At 50.2% G+C, this 24,144-nt stretch carries 17 protein-coding genes; 10 read left to right on the top strand and 7 right to left on the bottom strand.

Features of this window, described 5'->3' with window-relative positions; genetic code table 11:
- Positions 1-303: 303 nt before the first annotated feature.
- Positions 304-2,850, top strand: coding sequence for an alkaline phosphatase (locus H8K38_RS05575; protein ID WP_186883824.1), 2,547 nt, complete (start codon positions 304-306; stop codon positions 2,848-2,850).
- Positions 2,851-2,970: 120 nt separating this feature from the next.
- Here the strand turns inward: H8K38_RS05575 and H8K38_RS05580 are convergent, their stop codons facing one another.
- Positions 2,971-3,774, bottom strand: a complete 804-nt coding sequence (locus H8K38_RS05580; RefSeq protein ID WP_186883825.1) for a prohibitin family protein — start codon at positions 3,772-3,774, stop codon at positions 2,971-2,973.
- 151 nt (positions 3,775-3,925) lie between these two features.
- Here H8K38_RS05580 and rlmF point away from each other — a divergent pair, with 151 nt between their 5' ends.
- The 5 genes from rlmF to H8K38_RS05605 all read left to right on the top strand — a co-directional run bounded on the left by rlmF (position 3,926) and on the right by H8K38_RS05605 (position 9,065).
- A complete protein-coding gene (gene rlmF / locus H8K38_RS05585) occupies positions 3,926-4,900 on the top strand; it encodes a 23S rRNA (adenine(1618)-N(6))-methyltransferase RlmF (RefSeq protein WP_186883826.1) in 975 nt (324 codons plus the stop codon).
- A gap of 206 nt (positions 4,901-5,106) precedes the next feature.
- Positions 5,107-5,346, top strand: coding sequence for a hypothetical protein (locus tag H8K38_RS05590; protein ID WP_186883827.1), 240 nt, complete (start codon positions 5,107-5,109; stop codon positions 5,344-5,346).
- A 309-nt stretch (positions 5,347-5,655) separates the two neighbouring features.
- Complete coding sequence (locus tag H8K38_RS05595; RefSeq protein WP_186883828.1) at positions 5,656-6,912, top strand: nitronate monooxygenase; 1,257 nt, start codon at positions 5,656-5,658, stop codon at positions 6,910-6,912.
- A gap of 309 nt (positions 6,913-7,221) precedes the next feature.
- Positions 7,222-8,652 carry an ammonium transporter gene (locus H8K38_RS05600; RefSeq protein WP_186883829.1) on the top strand — a complete coding sequence of 477 codons (1,431 nt, stop codon included), beginning with the start codon at positions 7,222-7,224 and terminating at the stop codon, positions 8,650-8,652.
- A gap of 8 nt (positions 8,653-8,660) precedes the next feature.
- Positions 8,661-9,065, top strand: coding sequence for a hypothetical protein (locus H8K38_RS05605; RefSeq protein ID WP_186883830.1), 405 nt, complete (start codon positions 8,661-8,663; stop codon positions 9,063-9,065).
- Between the two features lie 113 nt (positions 9,066-9,178).
- Here H8K38_RS05605 and H8K38_RS05610 read toward each other — a convergent pair whose 3' ends face one another.
- Positions 9,179-10,318: a cupin domain-containing protein gene (locus H8K38_RS05610; protein ID WP_186883831.1), complete on the bottom strand. Its 1,140-nt coding sequence runs from the start codon at positions 10,316-10,318 to the stop codon at positions 9,179-9,181.
- Positions 10,319-10,486: 168 nt separating this feature from the next.
- The gene (locus tag H8K38_RS05615) at positions 10,487-11,509 is read right to left on the bottom strand and encodes a DUF2804 domain-containing protein (RefSeq protein ID WP_186883832.1); all 1,023 of its coding nucleotides are present in this window, start codon (positions 11,507-11,509) and stop codon (positions 10,487-10,489) included.
- A 221-nt stretch (positions 11,510-11,730) separates the two neighbouring features.
- Between H8K38_RS05615 and H8K38_RS05620 the strand changes: the two genes are divergently transcribed.
- Positions 11,731-13,134 carry a 3'-5' exonuclease family protein gene (locus tag H8K38_RS05620; protein ID WP_222610774.1) on the top strand — a complete coding sequence of 468 codons (1,404 nt, stop codon included), beginning with the start codon at positions 11,731-11,733 and terminating at the stop codon, positions 13,132-13,134.
- A 70-nt stretch (positions 13,135-13,204) separates the two neighbouring features.
- On the opposite strand, the gene H8K38_RS05625 is transcribed toward H8K38_RS05620, so the two are convergent.
- The 4 genes from H8K38_RS05625 to H8K38_RS05640 are packed head-to-tail and all read right to left on the bottom strand — an operon-like array spanning position 13,205 to position 17,685.
- Positions 13,205-14,467, bottom strand: a complete 1,263-nt coding sequence (locus H8K38_RS05625; RefSeq protein ID WP_370587063.1) for an ectonucleotide pyrophosphatase/phosphodiesterase — start codon at positions 14,465-14,467, stop codon at positions 13,205-13,207.
- Positions 14,468-14,506: 39 nt separating this feature from the next.
- Positions 14,507-15,559: a bifunctional nicotinamide-nucleotide adenylyltransferase/Nudix hydroxylase gene (locus tag H8K38_RS05630; protein ID WP_186883833.1), complete on the bottom strand. Its 1,053-nt coding sequence runs from the start codon at positions 15,557-15,559 to the stop codon at positions 14,507-14,509.
- Between the two features lie 10 nt (positions 15,560-15,569).
- Positions 15,570-16,760, bottom strand: a complete 1,191-nt coding sequence (gene pncB, locus H8K38_RS05635) for a nicotinate phosphoribosyltransferase (protein ID WP_186883834.1) — start codon at positions 16,758-16,760, stop codon at positions 15,570-15,572.
- 55 nt (positions 16,761-16,815) lie between these two features.
- On the bottom strand, positions 16,816-17,685 hold the full coding sequence (locus tag H8K38_RS05640; protein ID WP_186883835.1) for a cysteine hydrolase: 870 nt from the start codon (positions 17,683-17,685) through the stop codon (positions 16,816-16,818).
- A gap of 460 nt (positions 17,686-18,145) precedes the next feature.
- Here H8K38_RS05640 and H8K38_RS05645 point away from each other — a divergent pair, with 460 nt between their 5' ends.
- The 3 genes from H8K38_RS05645 to H8K38_RS05655 all read left to right on the top strand — a co-directional run bounded on the left by H8K38_RS05645 (position 18,146) and on the right by H8K38_RS05655 (position 23,772).
- Positions 18,146-20,791, top strand: coding sequence for a hypothetical protein (locus H8K38_RS05645; RefSeq protein WP_186883836.1), 2,646 nt, complete (start codon positions 18,146-18,148; stop codon positions 20,789-20,791).
- Positions 20,792-21,047: 256 nt separating this feature from the next.
- Positions 21,048-22,646 carry an HD domain-containing phosphohydrolase gene (locus H8K38_RS05650; RefSeq protein ID WP_186883837.1) on the top strand — a complete coding sequence of 533 codons (1,599 nt, stop codon included), beginning with the start codon at positions 21,048-21,050 and terminating at the stop codon, positions 22,644-22,646.
- Positions 22,647-22,809: 163 nt separating this feature from the next.
- The gene (locus H8K38_RS05655; RefSeq protein ID WP_370587070.1) at positions 22,810-23,772 is read left to right on the top strand and encodes a cation diffusion facilitator family transporter; all 963 of its coding nucleotides are present in this window, start codon (positions 22,810-22,812) and stop codon (positions 23,770-23,772) included.
- The last annotated feature ends 372 nt before the right edge of the window (positions 23,773-24,144 follow it).

A 24,144-nucleotide genomic window follows, 5' to 3' on the forward strand; every position in this document is an offset into this window, starting at 1 on the left:
GGCAGCGGTTTTACAAACGCAAAAAATACTACCGACCATCTCTTTCTTCTTTTCCCGGGGTATCGGAAGCACAGATATTTCAGCTGACGAATAGAGTAAACACCCTAGTATCAATGTCATCACGATGACATATCCACCCCCTAGTCTTTCTGGTTTTTAGCTTGTTGTTGCGTACTGCTTTTCGCGTACGCCAGCAATATGGTCTGATGCAGAATCGTCTGTCGCATCAACGCATGACATCCGGCTCCTGTATGCCCATGCGATACGTCAACAGCAGTCTGCTCAACCGCCAACTCCAGGGAGATGAAATTGGATAGACGACAGTTTTTGAAATACAGCGGCTTTTTATCAGTATCAGTAGCCACTGGCAGTCTGAGTGCCTGCGGCGGTAGCAGCAGCGTCGCCAGCGACCAATCTGAATTACCGCTGGCCACGGGCGCAAGCTGGAAATTCCCGCAAAGTGTCGCTTCCGGTGACCCTCGTCCTGACAGCGTTATCCTGTGGACACGTGTGACTCCGGCATCGCTGGGAGTCGCAGCGGTAGCGCCAACTGGCAACGATGTCGCAATACGCCTGATCGTAACCGCAACAGATAACACGGCTCTGCTCGGCAGCAATGCCGCACTGACTGGCACGACCGTCGTCGATACACGTTTGTCTGTACTCGCCAGCTTCGATAACACAGTTCGCAATAAAGTGACTGGCTTGCAGGCTGGTCAGACTTATTTCTATCAGTTCGTCGCCGGTGATGTGCGCTCGAATGTCGGACGTTTCAAAACAGCGCCAGCAAGCAACGCAGATGTCGCACAATTACAGTTCGCCTATCTGACTTGCCAGGACTGGAGTGTCAATCACTGGGGTGCGATGGACTACATCGCTAAAAATGAAAATCTCGATTTCATCATTCACCTCGGCGACTATATTTACGAAACCGTTGGTGCAGCATTCCAGACAGGTAATGCTGAAGCGCGCCACACCGCATTGCAATTGCCTGATGGCACTGCATTGCTGAATGCCGACGGCACTACCGGTAAAGCTAAATATGCGACCACGCTTGCCGATTACCGTTACCTCTACAAAATGTATCGCAGCGACCCGCGTCAGCAAGCAATACACGAACGTTTCGCGTATATCGCGATCTGGGACGATCATGAATTTTCTGATGACGCCTGGAAAGACGCCGTCACCTATGAAAACAACAGCCTCGATTCAAGCGGCAATAATATTCACCAGACCAGCCGCCGCCGCACAGCGAATCAGGCATGGTTTGAATTTATGCCAGCCGATGTCAGCCTGGATGCAGCAAATACCGGCTTCCAGAATATCCAGATTTATCGTGACTTCCAGTTCGGTAAGCTGATGCAACTGGTCATGACCGATGAACGCTTGTATCGTTCAGATCACGTCGTGCCGGAAAGCCTGTTCAACCCTGCAACAGGTAAAGCGCTGAACAGCAGCATGGGAACGCGTTACGTGGTGCCGCAAGATGTATTCAATCTGGTGGAAGCACAAAAAATCACTGCGGCCACTGCCATGACCGGCGATCCATTGTCGGATGTCAGTATGCTGGGTAAAACCCAGCGCGACTGGTGGAAAAATAAAATGCAGACATCGACCAATACCTGGAAAATCTGGGGCAATGAAGTCTGCCTGATGCGCATGGGTCTCAATGGTACGGATGCTATTGCGACATTACTTGCGCTCAATTCCATCTCCACACTGGCAACAAATATCACCACCGCACTGAGTAATCCTGCACTCGGCGGCAATGTGCTGGTCGCAGCAACGCTGGTGGCAGCAATGACTGCCGATGCCTCGCAAGCTATTGCCAGTGCTGGCGCAGCAGCCATCGCCACGGCTGCTGCGACTGGCGGCAATCTTGCCACTGCCGCAACAAGCGCAGGCTTAACCGCTGCACAGGCAGGTATCGCCGTAGCAACGTTCAACGCCGCGAAAGCTGCTGCAGCAGCGGGAACAGCGACACAGATCGGCGCAGCTGCACAAACCATCGCGTTTGGTTATATCAAACCGGATGTACAGACCAACAAGCAAAACTCCAGCTTCGTCATCGCTTCGGGTCAGCAAGCAGCGCTGTCGTCGTTCTTCACTAAGTTCTTGCTGAACTGCGATCAGTGGGATGGTTATAACAGCGAACGCAAAGCGCTGATGCAACATTTGCTGACGAATAAAATCAGTAACGTCGTCTCTGTAACAGGTGATATTCACGGCTTCTTTGCCGGTACCGTCAACGATGATTTCGATGCGGCTGGCGGCGGCACACCAGCAATGGTGGATCTGGTCAGCGCTGGTATCAGTTCCGACTCTTTCTTCACTTATATGAAAGATGGTGCAGGTTCTACAGGTCTGGCAACGATCATCTTTTACCCGCTGAGTATTCCTGTGCCGAATATCGGCACGATTACCATCAACGTCAATATGCTCGATTACACCATGGGCAAAGCGGCACCGACAGTCGATGGCTTGCTGGAACAAATCCGCGTACAACTGACCGGCGCACTGACTGCCAAAGGTGTGCCTGAAGGCGCAACACTGACTGGCACCGTGCAGGCAATTTTGTCCAGCCTGAAAACGAATAGCGACTTCAATACCAGCCTGTTGGGTCTGGCGCAGCAATTGGCAGCGCTCGGAAATAATCAGTGGATGAAGTACATCAATTCCGATGCACAGGGATATACGGTGGTGACATTGACGCCGGGCAAACTGGTCGCTCAGTTCAAGCAAGTGAATAAGCTGGTCAATAACGGTACGATGACAGCGCCAACAGATGTGATCGCCCGCATTACCACTGCCACCGTCAACAGCGGCACCAGTGCGGTCAGCATCTCGTAACAACTCGCAATAATATTTACCAGAAAATCAGGTGCCGGTTCTGCGGCACCTGTATTCACGACAGTATGATGCATGAACGCCGTTGTCTGACACGTTTGCCAGACAACGGCTTTTTTTTGCTTATTTATTGTTGCCGTTACTGTTGATATTCAAAAACGGAATCGCGCCGCCAGTTGTCGTAGGCAGACGACCATCCCATTTCTCTATCGCTTTCGCCTGATTTTCTGTTTCACGCAGACGCAGCAACTCCGGTGTCACCTGCTGACGTTGTAACGCCAGTGCTTCCGCTTCAGCGCGCGCGCGCGACACTTTTTGTTTCGCTTCGACTTCGATACGTTGCAAATCACGTTCCGCTTTCATTTTTAACTGATCTGCGGTCGTTTTTGCTTCAATCGCTTCATTGAACGTGCGGCTGAAATTGAAGTTGACGATAGAGAATTCATCCACAACTAAACCGTGTCTGGCCATGCGTTCTTTGAGCGCGATGACAATTTCATCGCGGACTTGCGAGCGTTTTGAAATCAGCTCTTCAGCGGTGAATCGCGCAGTTACGGCTTTCACCGCTTCCTGCACACTAGGAATAATGATGCGCTCGCCTGGCTCATTGCCGAGATCACGGAAGACGGAGACTACCGCATCTGGTCTGACGTGGTAATTGATCGCAATTTTTGTATGGACGGTTTGCAGATCTTTCGATGCGGCGTCACCATCGCCCTCACCTTTTTGTATCGCGACCGACACTTTATGCAAGTGCTGTGCAATCGGCCAGACAAAGTGGATACCTTCGCTATACACTTCATCAGACGGCTTACCAAACGTCGTTAACACACCGCGATGTCCAGCTTGTATCGTGGCAAAGGGATTGAGAACGAACAACAGCAGAAGCACAATAATGATGGATGCAATAGCAGGAATATTTTTCATGATGTCTTTATCTCGTTATTGAAAAAACATGCGAAGTATAGATTCAAGAATTGCAAATGACCGTGGTAATTTTTTCAAAAAAATACCACTGTCGTAATTTCGCCGCAGTTTATGCAACAATGCCCTCTCTACCAGACCAGTTCATCGACGCATGTCACGCCCGCCTTCCGACTCCGCCATACAAAAGTCCAGCAAACTCCATCCACGCAATCGCCATCAGGGGCGCTATGACTTCGCCAGACTAGTGGCGGCCGACAAAGCACTGGCGGCGTTTGTGATGAACAACGAGTACGGTGAATCCAGCATCGATTTTGCTGATCCGGCAGCAGTGAAAGCGCTGAATCGTGCCTTACTGAAAAGTGAGTACGGGATACTTGAATGGGATATTCCGGAGCAGCAGCTTTGTCCGCCGGTTCCGGGACGGGCTGATTACCTGCACCATCTGGCGGACTTACTGACATCGACAAATAAAGGTATTCGCCCGAAAAAAAATTTGCTGAGCGTGCTCGATATCGGCACGGGAGCCAATGGCATTTACCCCTTGATCGGCACCAGTGAATACGGCTGGCAATTTACCGCGACTGATATTAATGCAAAATCGCTGGCCAATGTACAACGTATACTCGACGCGAACCCCGCGCTTGCTGACAAGATTAGTCTCCGTCTACAACCTTCGGCGAACGCCATTTTTAACAGCATCGTCGGCGATGATGACTGGTTTGATCTCAGTATGTGTAATCCGCCCTTTCACACTTCGATTGCGGAAGCGCAGGCTGGCTCGCAACGTAAATGGAATAAGCTCGGTAAAGACAAGCTGGCAGGTGCAGCTGAACCCATGCTGAATTTCGGTGGTCGCGATGCTGAACTGTGGTGCCCTGGCGGTGAGCTTGCTTTTATCGAACGCATGATCACTGAAAGCGCCAGCATACCGGGACGATGCTTCTGGTTCAGCACGCTGGTATCAAAATCAGATAATTTGCCCGCACTCAAAGCAGCACTGAAACGCGTCAAAGCGCTGGAAATCAAAGAAATTGCCATGAGCCAGGGCAATAAACAAAGCCGTTTTCTCGCATGGACTTTTTTGACACCATCTCAACAAGCAGCCTGGAAAAAATTGCGCTGGTGAACGCCAGGCGAGAGTCTGCAACGCGGTACTCATTACCATCAGCACGGCAACAGAGACTGACGGAGGCGATCAGAAATAAAGCTCAGGAAGACATTGTTTTTTTCTGAGAGAGCCTTATGTAAAGCAGATATCAAGCGCATCGTACGAATGATGAGCAATTTAAAAGAAGACGTCATTCAATTCCGACACTTGTTTACGGCAACACTATGCTTGCCAGCGTTGCCTGTGCTCAGCAAAAAGTGCCAGCTAATGCGACAATTACGCACCCGAGCTGTCCTTGTCATGTCCCTGAAACAGTCATCAGGCAAATTGAGACGTCAATAAAACCACTTCACGCCAGTACGAATTTGAGGGATATCAACAAGCTGCAAAAAAATAGCGCTGATTGCAATTATTTTCCGGGAGCAGAAAAGAGAAAAATGATGTTTTTACCAATATCTGTGTAAAAGAAAAAATAGCTTAATTAGGATTATTTCCCTCCCTTTGTCGTCTAGCTGTCTGCAAAATCATAAAAATGATGCTAATGACAATTTTTTTACACTTAAATTTGCTGTTTTTTTAGGCATAAATGTGAATACTTGCGAGACGAAATTATTCACAGCGCATAGCTAGCCTGGCTTACAATCTGGGGCGCTGTTATTTTATAAAATAGCTTTGTGAAAATATTTGACAAACTTATGTTGAATAACGGCCTCACTCAGTAACGAGATTTCGCCATCGGGTGCGACTTACAGCTCAATGTGTCAAGGATTGCAATGAAACGAGTAGATGATTTCCGCCTGAAGTTAGGCAAAGATGAACTGGTTCCCATCATGATAGGCGGGATGGGTGTCGATATTTCCACTGCGGAACTGGCATTGGTTGCAGCCCGTCTGGGTGGTATCGGCCATATTTCTGACGCACTGGTTCATGATGTGTCGGATCGCCGCTTTGGTACCAGCTACATCAAGGAAAAAACCAAATTCTACAAATACAACATCAACAATTCCGACAAGACGGACATCAAATTCAATCTTGAGGATCTGGCCGCAGCGACACGTCTGCACATTGGTCGCACCATGGAAGCCAAGCAAGGCTCGGGCATGATCTTTGTGAACTGCATGGAAAAACTGACCATGAACGGCCCGCGTGAAACGCTGAAAGTGCGTCTGGAAGCAGCACTGGATGGCGGCATTGATGGCATCACGCTGAGCGCTGGTCTGCATCTGAGTTCCTTCGGTCTGATGGCGGATCACCCGCGTTTCCGTGAAGCCAAGCTTGGCATCATCGTCTCGTCAGTCCGCGCGCTGCAATTATTTCTGCGTAAGAATGCAAAATTAAACCGTCTGCCTGACTACGTGATCGTCGAAGGCCCGTTGGCGGGTGGTCATCTGGGTTTCGGTGATGACTGGGCCACATTCGATTTACAGACGATTGTGACCGAGGTGTCTGAGTATCTGAAAGCAGAACAACTGGATATTCCTATCATTGCGGCGGGCGGCATTTTCACTGGCAGCGATGCGGTTTCTTTCCTCGAAAACGGTGCCTCCGGCGTACAGGTGGCAACCCGTTTCACAGTGACGAAAGAATGCGGTTTGCCGGATAGTGTCAAACAGGAATACTTCAAAGCCAGCGAAGATGATATTGAAGTCAATCATATTTCGCCGACCGGCTACCCTATGCGCATGCTGAAAAATACGCCAGCGATTGGCGATGGCATTCGTCCAGGTTGTGAGTCCTACGGCTATCTGCTGGATGCGAACGGAAATTGTGCTTACATCACTTCGTACAACCGCGAAGTGGCGCTACACCCTGATGCAAAAAAAATCTCGGTTATGGACAAGACCTGCCTGTGCACCCACATGCGTAACTTCAATTGCTGGACTTGCGGTCAGACCACGTATCGCCTCAAAGACACCACGCGCAAATTGCCGGATGGTACTTACCAGATCCTCAGTGCCGAACATGTGTTCCGTGATTACCAGTTCAGTACCGATAACAAGATCACCTTACCTGACGCACAGCCTGAATAAGTAAGCCTGATTCAACGCTAAACGCCAGTGCTCTCCTGACGTCATAGTCAGAAGAGCACTGGCGTTTTTTATAAGTACTATCCAGCCAATATGAAGATGCGCCGTTTTATTCCCAACTTGTCTTGATTTGGTGCAAAAACACGCCAACAAAAATCCGTATCGACTAGCTAAGCCCAATCACCGCCCCTCCTCACACCGATCCAAGTCTATCCTCCTGCGCAGCCGCAACAATAGCTATATGGCATGAATTATGCTGCACTGCACACACGGTAATGGCAATTCACGATGATTTTAGACTAAGGATCTCTGATGAAAATACGTTCTCTGTCAACACCTTTCATACTGTTCGGGTTGCTGTTTTGTCTGGGCTCAGCACCAGCCTCCGGACAGACCGACGATCCGGCCCCTGCATCTGGCAGCAGCACTGAAATCACCATCCCCTCAGTACCATTGGTAAAGCCAACGACGGCAGTAACAGCATCCTTACCACCGGCACCGATGACAATGCCGACGCTCGTCAATGCAACGACCATCAGCGCAGGGGATACCGCCTGGATGCTGACGTCAACGGCGCTGGTACTGCTGATGACCATTCCAGGTCTGGCTTTGTTTTATGCCGGCATGGTCCGCAAAAAAAATGCGCTGGCAACCGTCGCTCATAGCGTCACCACCACCTGTATCGTCACGATTATCTGGGTCGTTCTCGGTTACAGCCTGGTATTCACGCCAGCCACGCCGTATCTGGGTAGCCTTGACCGGCTGCTGTTGCACGGCATGGTATTTCTGAAAGATGCTGGTCAGCTGACAGTGCACCATATCGCCACGACGATACCGGAAAGTGTGTTCATGATGTTTCAGATGACCTTTGCGATCATCACGCCAGCCCTGATTACCGGTGCCTTTGCTGAAAGAATGAAATTTTCTGCTTTTCTGTTGTTCATCACGCTCTGGTCACTGATCGTCTATGTTCCTGTAGCTCACTGGGTGTGGGAACCGACGGGCTGGCTGGCAGCGCGTGGCGTGCTCGATTTTGCCGGTGGTACGGTTGTCCATATTAATGCCGGTGTATCAGGACTGGTCGCAGCGCTGATCATCGGCCCGCGCAGTGGTTTCGGTAAAGAACCGATGCCACCTCATAATCTGGTACTGACAGTCATCGGCGCAGCGTTGTTATGGGTAGGCTGGTTCGGCTTTAATGCCGGCTCTGCTGGCGCAGCAGATGGACGTGCAGGTTACGCGATGCTGGTGACGCAATTGGCAGCCGCAGTGTCTGCCATGGCCTGGATGTGCGTAGAATGGCTGCGCCGTGGTAAGCCATCTGTCCTTGGCATTGTTTCCGGCGCTGTTGCTGGCCTGGTCGCGATTACTCCTGCCTCAGGTTTTGTCGATGTGACCGGGGCATTCGTGATCGGCGCGGTGGCCGGTGTTGCTTGCTATTGGGGTGCAACGTCGCTCAAAGCAATGGGTCGCTACGATGACTCTCTGGATGTGTTCGGCGTGCATGCGATAGGCGGCATTGTTGGTGCGCTGCTCACGGGCGTGTTTGCACTCAAAAGTATTGGCGGTGTCGAAGGCAGTCTGAGCAATCAGGCATTTGGGGTAGCAGTCACGATCATTTATTCGGGTGCCATGACAGCGGTGATTCTTGGTATTGTGCGTCTGCTCACTGGCTTGCGTGTGACACCGGAACAGGAAAGAGAAGGTCTCGATCTGGAACTACATGGGGAGCATGTATTATGAGTGCAGTTATGTCTGACAACCTCGCATTCTCTCTGATGGCGCGTATGCATGTCATTTTGCGGCGCCAGAATGAGAGGGTGATCGATATCGAATACATGCGCATCGACCCTGTTTATTGCCGCTATATTCTCGATCTGGCTTTGGAATTACCAAACACCGACCTGCATGACATCTGCCTCAAGCTGGAAGAAATTTATTTTGGCGAACATGGTCTGTTTGTCGCTACCGAACCGACACCGCTGATCAAGAAACTCGAAGGTTTAAAAATACGCCCCAAAACGCCAGTGGCAGCAACACCTGCCGTATCGGCAAATCTGGTCGCCGCCGCAGTCACATCTGCTGACCCGACAAAATTACCGGCACTCGACCAGAACTCCATCGTCGATCAGACCTACATCGGCAGACTACGCTGATTGTCTCAGTATTGATGCCGCTTACAGGCCCGAATATGGCTGATGTCCGCATCAATACTGAGATTTAATTTTGAAAATCAAGCTATTTCCTGATTTGTGGATCAACGCGCCATTCAGAAATACCAATAACCGTCATTCACCCATTGCGTCAGCGCTTTGACGAAAGCAGCGTGCTGCAAACCTTGTTCCAATGCCGCCAGACTGAGATTGTCTTCATCGCACAGCGCCAGCACAGTCGCACTGCAGTCTGCACCGAATTCATACCGCTCGCCGTTGACATAGCAAATACCCTGACTAATGCTGTCGTCAAGATAGAAGCAACGCAAGCCACCGGTGCGAATCAGATCGGTTTGCTGCAAATTCTTGCGTAACTCGGTTTCATTGATAGGAAAATCCAGCGCCTGTAAATCGAGTTCACATTTGGTTTTTGATAAATGGCAGCCGACAAAATTCATCATGATTTCGTCATCATTCAGTATCGTCTGCATTTGCTGTTTGATCAGCGCAAAATCACCGGCATTAATATGCCCCTGATGCTGATGCATACGACGTTGCGGATCACTGATCAGGGTGCCACCGAGTTCATTATCTATCAGGTAGTCCGCCAATCCACTCAGCATATCGCTGGCTGATTTACTGCGAAAGCCCACTGAAAAACTCATAGAGCTCTCAAGTGAGACACCTTCATGCGGAAAGCCGGGTGGAATATAGAGAATATCACCCGCCGTCAGCACCTCGTCGATAATGGGCTCGAAAGGATCGGTATGCAATAAGGCGGCGTGAGCAGCGAATTGACGATGGTTACCCCGATCACCAACGCGCCAGCGACGGCTGCCTGAGCCCTGACAGATAAACACGTCATACAAATCGATGTGCGGTCCGACACCGCCGCCCGGCGCGGCAAAGCTGATCATCACGTCATCGAGCCGCCATTTCGGAATGAAAGAAAATGCCCGCACCAGACTGGCGACTTCCGGCGACCAGTGATCAACGGCCTGTACCACCAATGTCCAGTCGCGCTCACCAAGATGTTCGTAACTTTCAAACGGACCATTTTCGGCTTGCCATTTTCCTGATTGTTTATAAATCAGACGAGAATCTATCTGCGATTCACATGCCAGACCTGCCAGCTCATTCGGCGAAATCAGATCACTGAATGCCGGAAAGCCTTGACGTATCAGTACCGGTTTTTGTTGCCAGTAATTAGCTAAAAAATCATCGAGAGAGAATTCACTGAGCGTCAGGGTCAACATGGCAGAAATTGGCAAAAAGTAAAACTGTCTTGTAGCATGAAGAACTTAACCGTCATACCGGACAGATCAAACTTTCAGCAGAAAACAGTCAGCCAGGTGCATCAATGCGGCACCAATATGACAAATAAAGACACACCGCCGATCTTTATTGACTGAGATCAAGACAACTTACCAACGCGCAAAATGATCCTCCGTCACCCCGGCCAGCTTGCTGACAGGCCGTGGGCTGGCATCTGCATGCGCCTTTACCCAGCCGCTGAAGCTGCCCACCGGTTGTTGATAACGACTCGCAGCGATCAACAAATTCTTGTTTTCACTGCGCACGCCTTCCGGCTGAAAATGCAAATCCAGTAAACCATCACTGGTGTGGATATGCCAGGGTGCCAGCACGTTGGCCGGGTCATATTCAAAGTGCGCGCTGCTCAGGGAAATCAGTTGCCCATCCAGCCACAAAGCATTTTCCTGATCGCCGAAATAGCCGGATTGCAGATTAAATCCCATATCCAGACTATGTGCCGACGCCCAGAGCCAGCGTGTTTCCCGCGCCAGAAAGCCGTTGCTATGATCAACACTGCCGCAGCCACCGGCAAGACTGAAACAACGTTGCCCGACTTTCACTTCTCCGCTCAAGCACATCCCGCCAGATTTCACCGTTGCATGCACGCCGCCACCATTAACGTTGCCAACCGCCAGTAATTCCGGTGCTGCCCCCGTCATGTGTAATTCCGCGTTGATCTGGCAATCGCGAAACGACACCTGAATACGGTAAGTATTGTTGGCAGGCTGATGATGAAAATGTAGCCGCTGTCCGGGAAAGCGAAACCAGCTTTCAGCGCCGGTGGCAGGGTGGGCATTAAGATACGCCGTCAGCCCGGGTATGCCATCTTGCGAAAATTCTGCCAGCAGCTTTTTTTGCTGACGGTCAAACACGTAGGCAAATGCAGTATTGGACCAGCCAACATCCACAATCGCGATGCCGCAAAATATCTGATCCGTCACCAGCGCAGCATACTGCCAGTGCTTGTGATGAAAGCGCTGCCATAAGACACCGCGCCGGAAAGGAGCCGCAAGCGCAGACCAGTCAATCACCGAGACGGCACCGGCAAATTTTCCGGTGCGAACCTGACCAAACGCATCGACCAGCGCATCTGGCGCCGTCGGCAAATCAGCTGACTGAGAAGTAGTTGGCATGATGTTTTTATGAAAAGATATTCCACCCATTGTCCGATAATCCAGCGCTGCGGAACATCAAAATCAGACGATCTGTTGCATAAGGTTCAATTAAGCCAACACTTACCTGCGTGAGAAGTGACGAGGATGCGAAAGACGCGTGCAACAAAGATGAGGACACATCAGAAAGCGCTGATCCCCTATACAATGACGGGCTATATACGCACCAACTGAGTCAGATTTTGAGCCTACTTGCAAGCCCTCTTGCCTTCGTCGACCTGGAAACCACAGGCACCATCGCAACCCGCGACCGCATCACTGAAATAGCTATCGTGACTTTTGATGGCGAACGTACAGAACGCTGGTCACAACTATTAAACCCCGAAGCAGCTATCCCGCCCTTTGTTGAGCAACTGACTGGCATCAGCAATGCAATGGTCGCTGATCAGCCTGTGTTTGCTGATATTGCAAAGGAAGTCCTGCAACGCCTGCAAGGACATATCTTTGTTGCGCATAATGCACGCTTTGATTATGGATTTTTGAAAAATGAATTCAAGCGCCTCGGCCTCACTTTCAGAGCAACGGTGCTGTGCACGCTGAAGCTGTCGCGTCAGTTGTTCCCTCAGTTTGCCAAACACAATCTGGACTGTCTGATCGAGCGCCATCAGATCAGCGTAGGCGATCGGCACCGCGCCTTGACCGATGCCGATGCGATTTACCAGTTCTGGTGCGATCTGCAGGCGACTTTGCCCGCGGAAACCTTACAGGTAGCGGTACAAGAACAAACAGCGCGCCCCAGTTTGCCGCCGCATCTGGATGCGGATATTGTGGAGCAACTGCCAAAAGGCTATGGCGTTTATCTGTTTTTTGCAGAAAACAGATTGCCGATTTATGTCGGCAAAAGTAATACGCTGCGCCAACGGGTGTTATCGCATTTTTCTTCGGATCATGCGATTGCCAAAGAAATGAGCATCTCACAACAGGTGCGCGATATCGAGTGGATAGAGTGTGAAGGTGAAATTGACGCACTGATTACCGAAGCCAGACTGATCAAAGAAATGCAACCAACGCTGAATCGTCAGTTACGCCGCAACACAGAATTCTGCTCGTGGCGTCTGAAGGATATGGGCAGCGGCTTGTTGCAACCACAACTCGTGTATGCCCGTGATCTGGATCTCGGCAGACAAGAACAGTTATACGGCCTGTTTAAAAGCGGCGCCAGCGCACGCGAGTTTTTATTGCAGGCAGTGAAGCAATTTCAACTATGTGCTGCCACGCTGGGGTTGGAAAAAGGTGGTGCGGGTAAGCCTTGTTTTGCGCGCCAACTGAAGCAATGCAAGGGAGCATGCGTCGGCGCGGAATCACCGTTGCAGCATAATCTGCGGCTGGCAGAGGCACTCGGTGCAATGAAATTAAAGGCATGGCCATTCTCTGGCCCCGCTGCACTCAAAGAAGGCAATGTCCATCACGTGATTGAGGCATGGTGCTATCTGGGCAAGGCGAAGAGTGAAGCGGATATTCAGGATTTGCTGACACGCGGCAAACCGCGTTTTGATCGTGATACTTACAGAATTTTGCTCAAGTATCTGAGCAGGATGAAAGCCATCAGTGTCGCAGGCATCAAAGTTCAGGCAGAAGTTAGCTAAAAAGACGGGGAAAGCGGGAAACGGAGCACAGCCAGACTGGCTGTGCTCCGGAAAGCTGTTGGCGAAAATATTAATTCAACGCTGCAGCCGTTGGTTTTTCACTGCCATCCGAAAGCAAGGCGGGAACGCCTATCAGCTTCATCAGCAAAGGATACACGTCAACGTTGTCAAACGCGGGGATCACCACATTCTTTTTGAATGCAGGCCCATTGGCAATAAAGGTCGCCGCCATTTCTGGTGCCGTATTGTCGTAACCATGCGCGCCGCCGTTAGTACGGTTTTTGATATTTTCCTCACCAAAAATCAGCCAGCCGACATCGGCCAGACAAACGACGGATGGCACGCGGACATTGCTACCGAAGTGGTAGCGCACCGGAATATCGGCTTTCTTCCAGCATTCCATGTGCTCGTGTTTTTTCAACAGCTGTTGCTTCACAACGGCATCTTGCCCGGGAGCCACTTCGATACCGGTGTAGGTTCCCGCTGTCACCACCTTAAAACTGTCTGGCGGCAGGATTTTATTCAGATACACAACCCGTTCCGCGCTGGTGGCCGCCATCCCGTGATCCGACACCACCACAATGTTGGCGTTGACCTGACGCGAGCGCAGGCCGGCAATCAGACGGCCAATCGCCGCATCAACGCTGGCAACAGCGTCTGTTGTGTGCTGATCGTCCGGCCCGAATTCATGGCCAGCGTGATCGACATCATCAAAATACAAGGTCAGAAAGCCCACTCTTTTCTCGACAGGCTGATCGATCCAGCCCAGCAGCGTATCAACGCGTTTTTCTGGCGGCAATTTACCATCGAATACGCGCCACTCTGTCGGACGTACACCATGAATATCCGCTTCTGAACCTGGCCAGAACATAGTGGCGGTACGGACACCATTTTTTTCTGCGGTCACCCAGACTGGCTCGGCCTGATCCCACCAGCGACGGTCGATGACGGCATCGCGGTTACCCAGACTGAAACGGACACCGGGAATCGCCGGATCTATCATCGTATTTCCGACGATGCCGTGATGATCAGGCCTTAAGCCGGTCACCAGCGTGTAGTGGTTAGGGAACGTGATCGAGGGAAATGAGGGAAGCATTTTTTCTGCACGCACACCGTCAGCAATCAGGGCATTCAGATTCGGCGTCACGCCGCGTTGCAGGTAGTCAGGTTTGAAACCATCGATCGATACCAGAATCACTGGTGCTCGTGCTGACTGCTCAGTCGCAGCAGAAACCGTCGTTTGCTTGACTGGTTGCGCGCAGCCTGCAACACCGATGACCAATGCCGCACAAACCGCTTGGATAAAGCGTTGTTGAGAAAAAATCTTAATCACATTTCACCTTAAAAAAAGGGGCAAGCTGCCCCGCATCAATTAATTTCCTTCCACGATCAGTTGCAAAAACTGATCAAGAATATGGAAATGATCATCAAAAAACTGCCCTTCCATCGCACACAATTCGGTTACCGGAAACCATGCTGCCCGCGCTGCATCATCGGCAGCAACAATCTCAGGCAGCGTTGCCAACGGCAGATCAAAGAAATGGGCATGCGTAATCGTGCGTCCACGCTGACTGCGAGCCGGGTGATCAAATACCCGGACATCAACCAGCGCCTCTTCGAGTTCCGGTTTGGACACCGCAAGATTCGTCTCTTCGATTAATTCTCGGATTGCGCCTTGCAGTAAAAGTTCCTGCTGATCAAGGAAACCACCCGGTAAGGCCCACGAACCTTTGCCCGGGTATCCTCGGCGTTGAACCAACAAAACATGTCCGGCAACTTTCACCACAGCATCCACGGTACAAAATACCGGCGGATACGGTGCTGCTTTCCAGGCGTCTTTGTATTTCTGCAGTTGCACATGCTCTTGCACCAGCCCGGCATAATCAGGCGTTAATACCCACTCACTGATAAAACGCAGCACAGACAATGGCAGAAACGCTGCGACCATATCCAATGTTGCCTGCATATTTTTTGCTGCAAACAGCTGTTGCCGTATCTGTGTTGCATCCGTTGTGACAACCCGCTCTGCCTCTATCCATTGCCATTGCGGGAAGTGCTGCAGATAATAGCTGGATGCATCTTTCACATAACCGATCAGTGCGATATGCAAAGATTCGCCACACTGCCCGGCAATGGCTTGCGTGACTTTAATCTGCACCGCATTGGACCAGCGCAGATCATCGTAAGAATCGCGCACCGGAATAAAACTGACACGCGTCCGGTCAGCTTCAGACAAACTCTCACTGATCATCGCCGCCCGTTCGCGCCAGGTGAACGGATTCCTGACACTTCTGGCACAAAATGCCGAACCCAGCACCACCAGCACTTTTTCCGACGTCGACAGAGCAAGCGCTAATAAGCCGGCATGCCCGTGATGAAATGGCTGAAAACGTCCAATCAGAACTGCAGCGTCAATATGATTCATCGTTGCATACTCATATGGCAGGATGATGAAATACCTGACGCAAGTACGCCAGAAAGGTTTCATCGGTGCAGAGCGTTTTGCCAGCGGAATCCGATAACTTAGCAACGGGCTGACCATTGCATGACATGAGCTTCATGACGATATTCAACGGTGGGATTCCAGTGTCATTAGTCAGGTTGGTACCGATGCCAAATGCCGGCATTGTACGATCCGCAAAGTGACGGTAAATTCTGAACGCAGTATCAAAATCGAGTGCATCTGAAAACACCAGACGCTTGGTTTTACCATCTATTCTGAGTTTTGCGTAATGCGCCAGCGCCTTTTCGCCCCAGACGATAGGGTCGCCGGAATCGTGCCGCAAACCATCAAACAACTTGGCAAAATACAGATCAAAGTCAGCGAGGAAAGCATCCATACCAACGACATCGGTTAAAGCAATGCCGAGATCACCGCGATATTCCTGCACCCAGTCTTCCAGCGCCGCCTTCTGAAAATCGCGCAAACGCACGCCAAAAGACTGATAGGACTGCAAGTATTCATGCGCCATCGTTCCCATCGGTACGAGGTGATGTTTCTTAGCGAGATAGACGTTCGATGTACCTTTGAAAAATTCCGGTACTTCGCGTGCCAGCGTAGTGATGACTTCGTCATGCCAGGCTCCGGAAAAACGGCGGCGCACGCCAAAATCAGAAAACTCAAAAGGATGAATTTTTTTTGGTTCCTGCGCAAACGCCTGTAACTGTGAAAGCTTTGCAGCCAGTCGCCGCCGTGCTTCCGGTAAGGTGGCATCGGTCTGCAAACGGCGGAAATACAATTCATTGACGATATGCAGTACAAAAATTTCAAACGCCGAAACATGCACTTGCGGACCTGTAGCAACGATCTCCAGTTGCTCGCCATTCGTACTGACTTTGATGAACTTGCGCTGGAAATGAAATAGCGCCAGAAAATCGGTGAAGTCACTTTTGATGAAGCGTAAGGAACGCAAATAGTCGAGTTCATCTTCAGTAAACTTTAATGAACACAAATGATCAAGCTCACGCTCAACATCGTCTTTCAATTCCGCCAACGGATAGACTGGCGTGTTTCTGCACACAAACGCGTATTCGGTCTGCGTATTCGGATGGCTGTGCAGCAGCGCCTGCCACATTGTAAATTTATATAAATCGGTTTCCAGCAAGCTTTGTACAACTGGCTTCATTTGAAATTCTTTACGGTAATTGATAGACACCAGCATGATGGCTGGCGTATGAAATTCAGCGCGCCTGATTCGCTACTAAGTCGGGCAACACATCGGCTGCGGTGGCAATCTGCACACCGCGTTGCTGCATATCGTGAAGGAAACTGGCATATTGCGCCTCAAACCCTGCTACCGGGCTGATGCCGTCACTCAGCAATACCAGCTTTGACAACTGCGCCGGGTCAAAGTGTTCAACGATGTGTTCTGTTGTCGCTTTGACGCAGTGGCTACCAGCCTCGCCCGCAATGTAGATCTGATCGGCTCCGGCCAAGCTGTCGATAAAGCTGCGGTTCAGCTGCGTTGCAGGGTCTTGCGGATCCGGTACTTCTGCCATCACCGCAGAATAATGTTCAGTCCAGGGATTGCTGCCTTTGATCAGTTTCATCGCGACGCTGCTGCCAGCTTCCTCCCAGTGACCATAAGCCGCCCGCACATCCGCATGAACATTATGTCCCCAGCTACCGATTTCGCAATGCACCGGCCACACCATCAGTTGATACCGTCCATTCGTTTCCAGACTATCCATATACGCGAGTGTGCGGGCGAGTGATTGCGACTGACGTGGCAGATAGCGCCCTTCCCTGACATCCTGCGCCGAAATCACGGTGAACGGTGCGATCGCCTTTCCGCTGGCATCCATCCAGAAAGGCGGATGGGCGATGTCATACCGGTGATGAGAATCCAGCGTGATACTGATGTCGGACAAGCCTGTACCAGCACGTTCTATGAGTTCTGCAATTCGCAACATATCGGCATGTGCCCCCGCCACAGGTAAAGCGGGAGTGACGATTTGTCGGCTGACAGGGTCGGTCATCAGATAATCGGCGGGAACATCACAAAAATCATTTTGCGGGTCAATGAGGAGGAGATGCAGAGTTCGTTTCATAAACTTTCCTGAGCTGAAGGCATGATTTTATGCCATGACGCAAGATCGTTCATGAAATGCCTGAGTTGAGTGCCAGATCGTCGTTGAATTTGTCTGTTCTTTCGTTTCGACTATCAGGCAGGGAATGCCACATTTGTGTATAAAAAAACACAATAATGTTCAAGGCTTCTGAAAAATCTGTAGCCATTATCAATATGCAACTTTTCTACTCTTAACAATGTAGAATATGTAAAGATTCCTTCATCTGAGTCAAGGTCATGCAAAGATTCATACTTCTGTAAGATTCTTACCTTGTATCAACTGAATTCGGGATTGAATAAAGACAGATGTTGAACAATACTTCCTCTGTTTCTACCCGTAACATCTCTTTTGTAAAAACTAAGCTTCGAACGTGGATCAGAGTGTGCAATCACATTATCTGCCGGAACTTAGCTTATTCTTAAATCAAACCAGACAAATTATGCTCAGTCATTTACTTAAGTCTTTCGTCTGCAGCGTGCTGATCACCACGCTGGCTGCTTGTGGCGGCAGTACGCCGGACACAAGTTCAACCAACAGCAACAACGCGGCCGGAAATTCCGTGCAAGCAATGGCTGCAAACTATGTTCAACCGAGAACCGGATGGTTCTGGAATCCGGCGGAAGGTGGTCGGGGTTTTGCGATTGAACGTCAGGGCAGCCAGTTGTTCGTTGCCGGATTCATGTATGAAACAACGGGTGAATCAACCTGGTATGTCAGCACCATGAATCAACAACCTGATGGTAGTTACCGTGGCGATTTCCTGCGCTATACCGGCGGTCAGTCGCTGCTGGGCACCTATAAACAAGCGCAACCAACGACCTACGCGACGGCAACCGCCTCTTTCGACAGCAGCACAACCGGCCAGTTAAGTGTCACCAGCTCAGGCAGCAATGCGACAACGGTGATCGCGCTTCAGGCTTTTCCGATTTCAACCCCAACCGCGTTCCAGCCTTCTACTGACCAGTTCCAAAGTGGCTGGTGGTGGAATCCGGACGAAGGCGGACGCGGTTTCTTTATCGAAGCCCAAGGAGCGCAAGCCTTCATCGGCAGCTTCATGTATCAGGACAATGGTTTGCCGACATGGTATGTCAGCAGCGCAAAATTACTGGCGCCGAATCTGATCAGTGGCAACCTGGAATCCTACTCTAACGGTCAATCGATGTTTGGCGGCTATAAAGCAGCGTCCCTTTCGCCAAGCGGCCCGGGTGTGGTCAGCTTCGAGATGACCAGCAATACCACTGGTGTCATGACACTCACAAACGGCAATAAAATCAATGTGCAGCGTTTTGTCTTTAATACAGAGCCTGTCGCAGTGGAAACAGCAAAAAATTTGCTGATTTCTGAAGTCTCTTCAGACTATTACAGTAACGGGTCCACATGGTTCGAAGTCTATAACCCGAATGCAACTACCAGCATCAATCTGGCCGACTATACATTGCGTAGCACTTATCTGGATCAGGGGTCGATTTATTCAACGCCGACGACTTTCCCAATGCCGTCAGTTACTATTCCGCCAAAATCGTATCTGGTAGTCTCAAGCAGAACCGTGGATAACCCTGTCGATAGCAAACAGATTGTCTATGTTGGCAACAGCGCACAAAAACCTTTCTGGACATCTTCTGGCTTCCTGGAGCTGATCAAAGGTGGTCAGACCGCTGATGTCGTTCGTTTTGGTAACAACAATGCTAGTCCGACAACTGCCAGCGCGTGGACCGGAGCCAATGCACCGGCGCTTCCTTTTGATAAGAACCAGTATGGCTACTCTATCGTCCGCCTGGCTGCATCAGGAATGACGGATACCAATACAGGCTCGGACTGGTCTTCAGTGAACTTTGCTACGCCAGCAGGCCCGAATGATGTCGGTGTCGGCGTGGTTGACTCTGATGGCGACGGCATCCCTGACAGCGCAAAAATCAATGGTAAAACTTTTGCCGGGCTGGATCTCTATGCTATGGGTGCCCGCCCTGGTCAACGTGATGTGTTCATGCAAATTGACAGTATGAACAGCAATGATCCCGGCATCATTTTGCGTCCGGAAGCTGCACAAAAATTGGTCGATACTTTTGCCAATAAAGTCTACAGTGCCGGCAAGAAAAAAATCGCATTACATATTGATGCAGGTAATTTATTCTCGCCGACAATCAATCCGGGAACGTTCAACCTTGGTGGCGGTAAATCCGTCCCTTACACACCGTGTCTGGTAATGGAATATGACAAGGTCACGACGTCCGGCTGTACCAATCTGTACGATGTAAAACGGACTAACCTCGATGTACGCCGTAAGCTGATTTTCCATTACGTCATTATGGGGCAGTCTCAGCAAGTGGATGGCAGTTGTGGTTCCAGCGGCCTCGGTGAGGTCAATGGCAATGATTTTATTATCACATTAGGGAATTGCGGCTTCAAAACTACTGCCGGCACACAAGTCACCTATCTGATTAATGCCCAAGCTGCAACGCTGATGCATGAGTTTGGTCATAACCTGGGCCTTTCACATGGCGGTAATGAAAGCAATAATTACAAGCCCAACTATTACAGCATCATGAACTACATGTATAGTTTCCCAGGCTTAAGCGCAAATCCAAGTAGTACTCAGGCAGCCAACCGTTTTTATCTGACCAACAAAACCTACGCCAAGGCTACTGGTCTCAACATCTGCAATATCGATAATTCGCCTTGCGGCAACAGCTTTATCATGGATTATTCGAACGGCAGCAGTATCGATCTGGATGAAAATAACCTGAACGAATCGCTGAATATCGGCCGTGGTGCAGTTGCTGGCGCTTACGCGGATTGGGACAACAGCAATAGCCAGACGAGCGGCACATTTGCGTTCAACATCCACAATCCGGATACGACGACAAGCCTGAGGGTGCTCAAAGATTACAACGACTGGGATAACCTGGTATTCCCATTTGCTCGTAACTATCAAGGCGTAAATTCCGGTGCAGTATTGCCAACGATGCAGCCGGTCAAAGAAATTGTCCGTAAAGATACGATGAGCGACAGGCCACGAAATCTGGTCTATGAAGATCCGAATCTGTTGCCGAGGCATTTAGATTCAATACGAAGAACTCAGCATTAATAAGAACAGCCCGCACTCTTTTGACTGCGGGCTTTTTTTATTTGTATCCGCTCATTTTTTTCTGATTGACGGCAACCACTGCCGTCACTGTTCCCGCTCAACACCACCTGCCGCAGAATCGCAGTTAACAATAATTGTCATCCGGCGAATCAAGATAATTACAGCCATATCTATTACAATGCGGACACTCCTGTGTGACTCGTTATATCCATCTCCTTTCGGGATCAGATAACGGATATCGGTCACAAAGCTATGCATGTTACTCAATAAAATTAGTGATTATTCAAATATGGACATCTCTTTGGCCGATGTAAAAAATGCGGCAAGTAATGAAGACTTACATACGATGGCCTGGAATCACTCAATGTTTCCCCTGTTTGCAATAGATATGGCTTCTGGTCAGTTGCTTGACGTGAACCGCGCAAGTGAATTGCTGACTGGATATGATCGGGCAGAATTGATAGGCATGTCATATCAATTATTGTTTCCAGAAAACGAGCGCAGCTCCCTGCACACGACTCTGCTCACCGTATCGACACCTGCCGTTCTCAAAGATCTGTATATACAGACAAAAGCGATGCAACTGATCCCGGTGGAAGTCTCACTGGCAACGATGTTTGAAAATCAGGGTAGTTACCAGCTGATAGGCAGTTTCAGAAATCTGCAAACCATCGCAGACACTGAATATGAACTGGCGGCGAAGAAATGGGAATTATCAGCGTATGCCAGTGCCGCACTGGCACTGTCACAGGCAAGTTCAGCAGAAGAGTTAATGCAGTTGGTATGTGACGCCTTAACGCACGAACATCGCTACGTTCTTGCCTGGGTTGGTATCGCCGAAAACACCGCAGACAAACGTGTACGTATTGCCGCCGGATCCGGTTGCAGCAAAAACTATCTGACGGATTTGTCTGTCAGTTGGGCAGAAGACAGTCCCTGGGGACAAGGCTCGACCGGGCTGGCAATACGCAGCGGCCTCACCCAGATGATGAAAGACGCTGAAACCAATCCTGGCTTTACGCCATGGAGTGAAAAAGCAAAGCAGGAAAATATTCGTGCCAGCGTTGCCGTTCCATTCAAATATCAACACGATCAACATGGCGCCTTAACGGTTTACTCGTCTGAGCCTGAGACTTTCGGCAAAACTATGCTGGAATTATTCGAGCATCTGGCGGGAGAAATTGCGCACGGGCTGAATAAATTTGCTCAGAATGCCGTTATCGACAGCGAACGGCAGCAGCGTGAAGCAGCACAGTTGAATTTATCCAATGCCCTGGGCGCTGCAATCCGTGCGATGGCAAAAACAATGGAAAATCGTGACCCTTATACTTCAGGTCATCAGGACAGAGTGTCTGTGATTGCCTGTGGCATTGCGCAGCGGCTGGGTTGGAGTAGCGATCGCTTGCAAGCACTGCAAATGGCAGCAGTCGTGCATGACATAGGAAAAATTGCGATTCCGATTGAAATTCTGACCAAGCCGAAGCGCCTGAGTGATGCTGAGTTTCTATTGATGAGTGAACATCCGTACACCGGTTACACGATACTGAAAGATATACCTTTCCCGTGGCCTGTTGCAGAAATTGTTTATCAGCATCACGAAAAAATAGACGGTTCCGGCTATCCGCGTGGATTGCAGGGAAATGAAATTCTGCCGGAAGCACGCGTACTGGCGATCGCTGATATCGTCGAAGCAATGGCCTCGTATCGACCTTATCGACCGGCTTTAGGTATAGAAAAAGCACTGCATGAAATTGAACTGCTTGCAGGTAAGCAGTTAGATGCTGAATATGTTGCCGTTTGTGCCCGGATGTTCAGAGAGGAAAATTTTGCATTACCTTTGCCGGATCATCTCTGATCGGAAGCCAGATACAGCGAGAGACCCACGCGGCTGACTTTTTACCCGGAAGACAGATCGTTTATTCTATTAAAAATAATTTTTTCACAGAACATCATTTCATTGAGAGTTTCATCCGCGCGACGCTGATCAGCTCAGGAAATGTCGAATCAAATTTATGGTGATGCACAACGATATGCACAACGATACGCATGACGACACAGAAGATGACTATAAAACTGCGGCAGAACGCAACGCCGCTGCCGCACGCAGCACCTGGACCAGCGTTGTCGTCAATCTTGCGCTGACCACGCTGCAGATCAGCGTCGGTATATTCGGAAAATCACAGGCACTGATCGCCGACGGCATACACTCGCTATCCGACTTAGTGGCAGACTTTGTCGTTCTATTTGCCAGCCATCACAGTAAAAAAGATGCGGATGAAGATCATCCTTATGGACATCAGCGTTTTGAAACAGCAGCCTCGCTGATACTCGGCATGTTATTGTTAGCCGTTGGTATCGGCATGTTATGGTCAGCATTCAGAAAGCTGGAATCACCGGAAAGCGTGCCTCAGGTGCACAGCATTGCTTTGTGGGTCGCTGGCAGCGCGTTGATTTCCAAAGAGCTGTTATTCCGTTACATGCTGACCATTGCACAAAAAGTAAAATCTAGCATGCTCGTTGCCAATGCCTGGCACGCCCGCTCAGATGCAGCCTCGTCGCTGGTGGTCGCTTTGGGTATTATCGGCAATCTGGCTGGTTACCCGATTCTTGACCCGATTGCGGCACTGATCGTCGGCTTTATGGTGGCGAAGATGGGCTGGGAGTTCAGTTGGGAAGCGCTGCATGACCTGATGGATCGCGCTGCCGATGATCAGGAAGTACAGGCAATACGTCAGACGCTGCTCGAAACCCCGGGTGTGATTGACGTGCATGATGTGCATACCCGCAAGATGGGCGACATGATCGTCGTCGATGCACACATAGAAGTCGATGCAACGATAACGGTAGAGGCCGGACACGACATCGCTGTTGAAGCCCGACAACGCGTGATGTTACGCCACCGCGTACTGAACCTGATGACGCACATCGATCCCTGGAAACGCCCGGACCGGGATCATACAGAACAGGTCAGCAAGCCCTGATAAAATTGAATTATTGGCCTGAGCGTTTGCAGATGGGCGAACTGCAGTAATCAGGCCACTACCTTTCCTCACTTCCAACCGCATTTCAACTCACGCAGTTTGTATGCGGCGACCGCGAACGCAGTCGCTTCAATCGCGTCATCTTTCTGAACAAACACAGATTGCTTGTCTGACCTTGCTATAGCAAAGTATTATAGAAAAAATTCATACGCAGGCACCACCATTGAGTTTGATCGAATGGTCACCACACGCTCTGCGATACACTACCTTTCCACGCACATGCTGCGTATCGTCTTGCCATCCACGGCAGAGACTAGGAAAGCTTCTGCGCCAGTGCCCGCACTGGTATCACCTCAGTAACATTGTCAGTCA

Source organism: Undibacterium sp. FT79W, from assembly GCF_014284215.1.
Lineage (GTDB): Bacteria > Pseudomonadota > Gammaproteobacteria > Burkholderiales > Burkholderiaceae_D > Undibacterium > Undibacterium aquatile.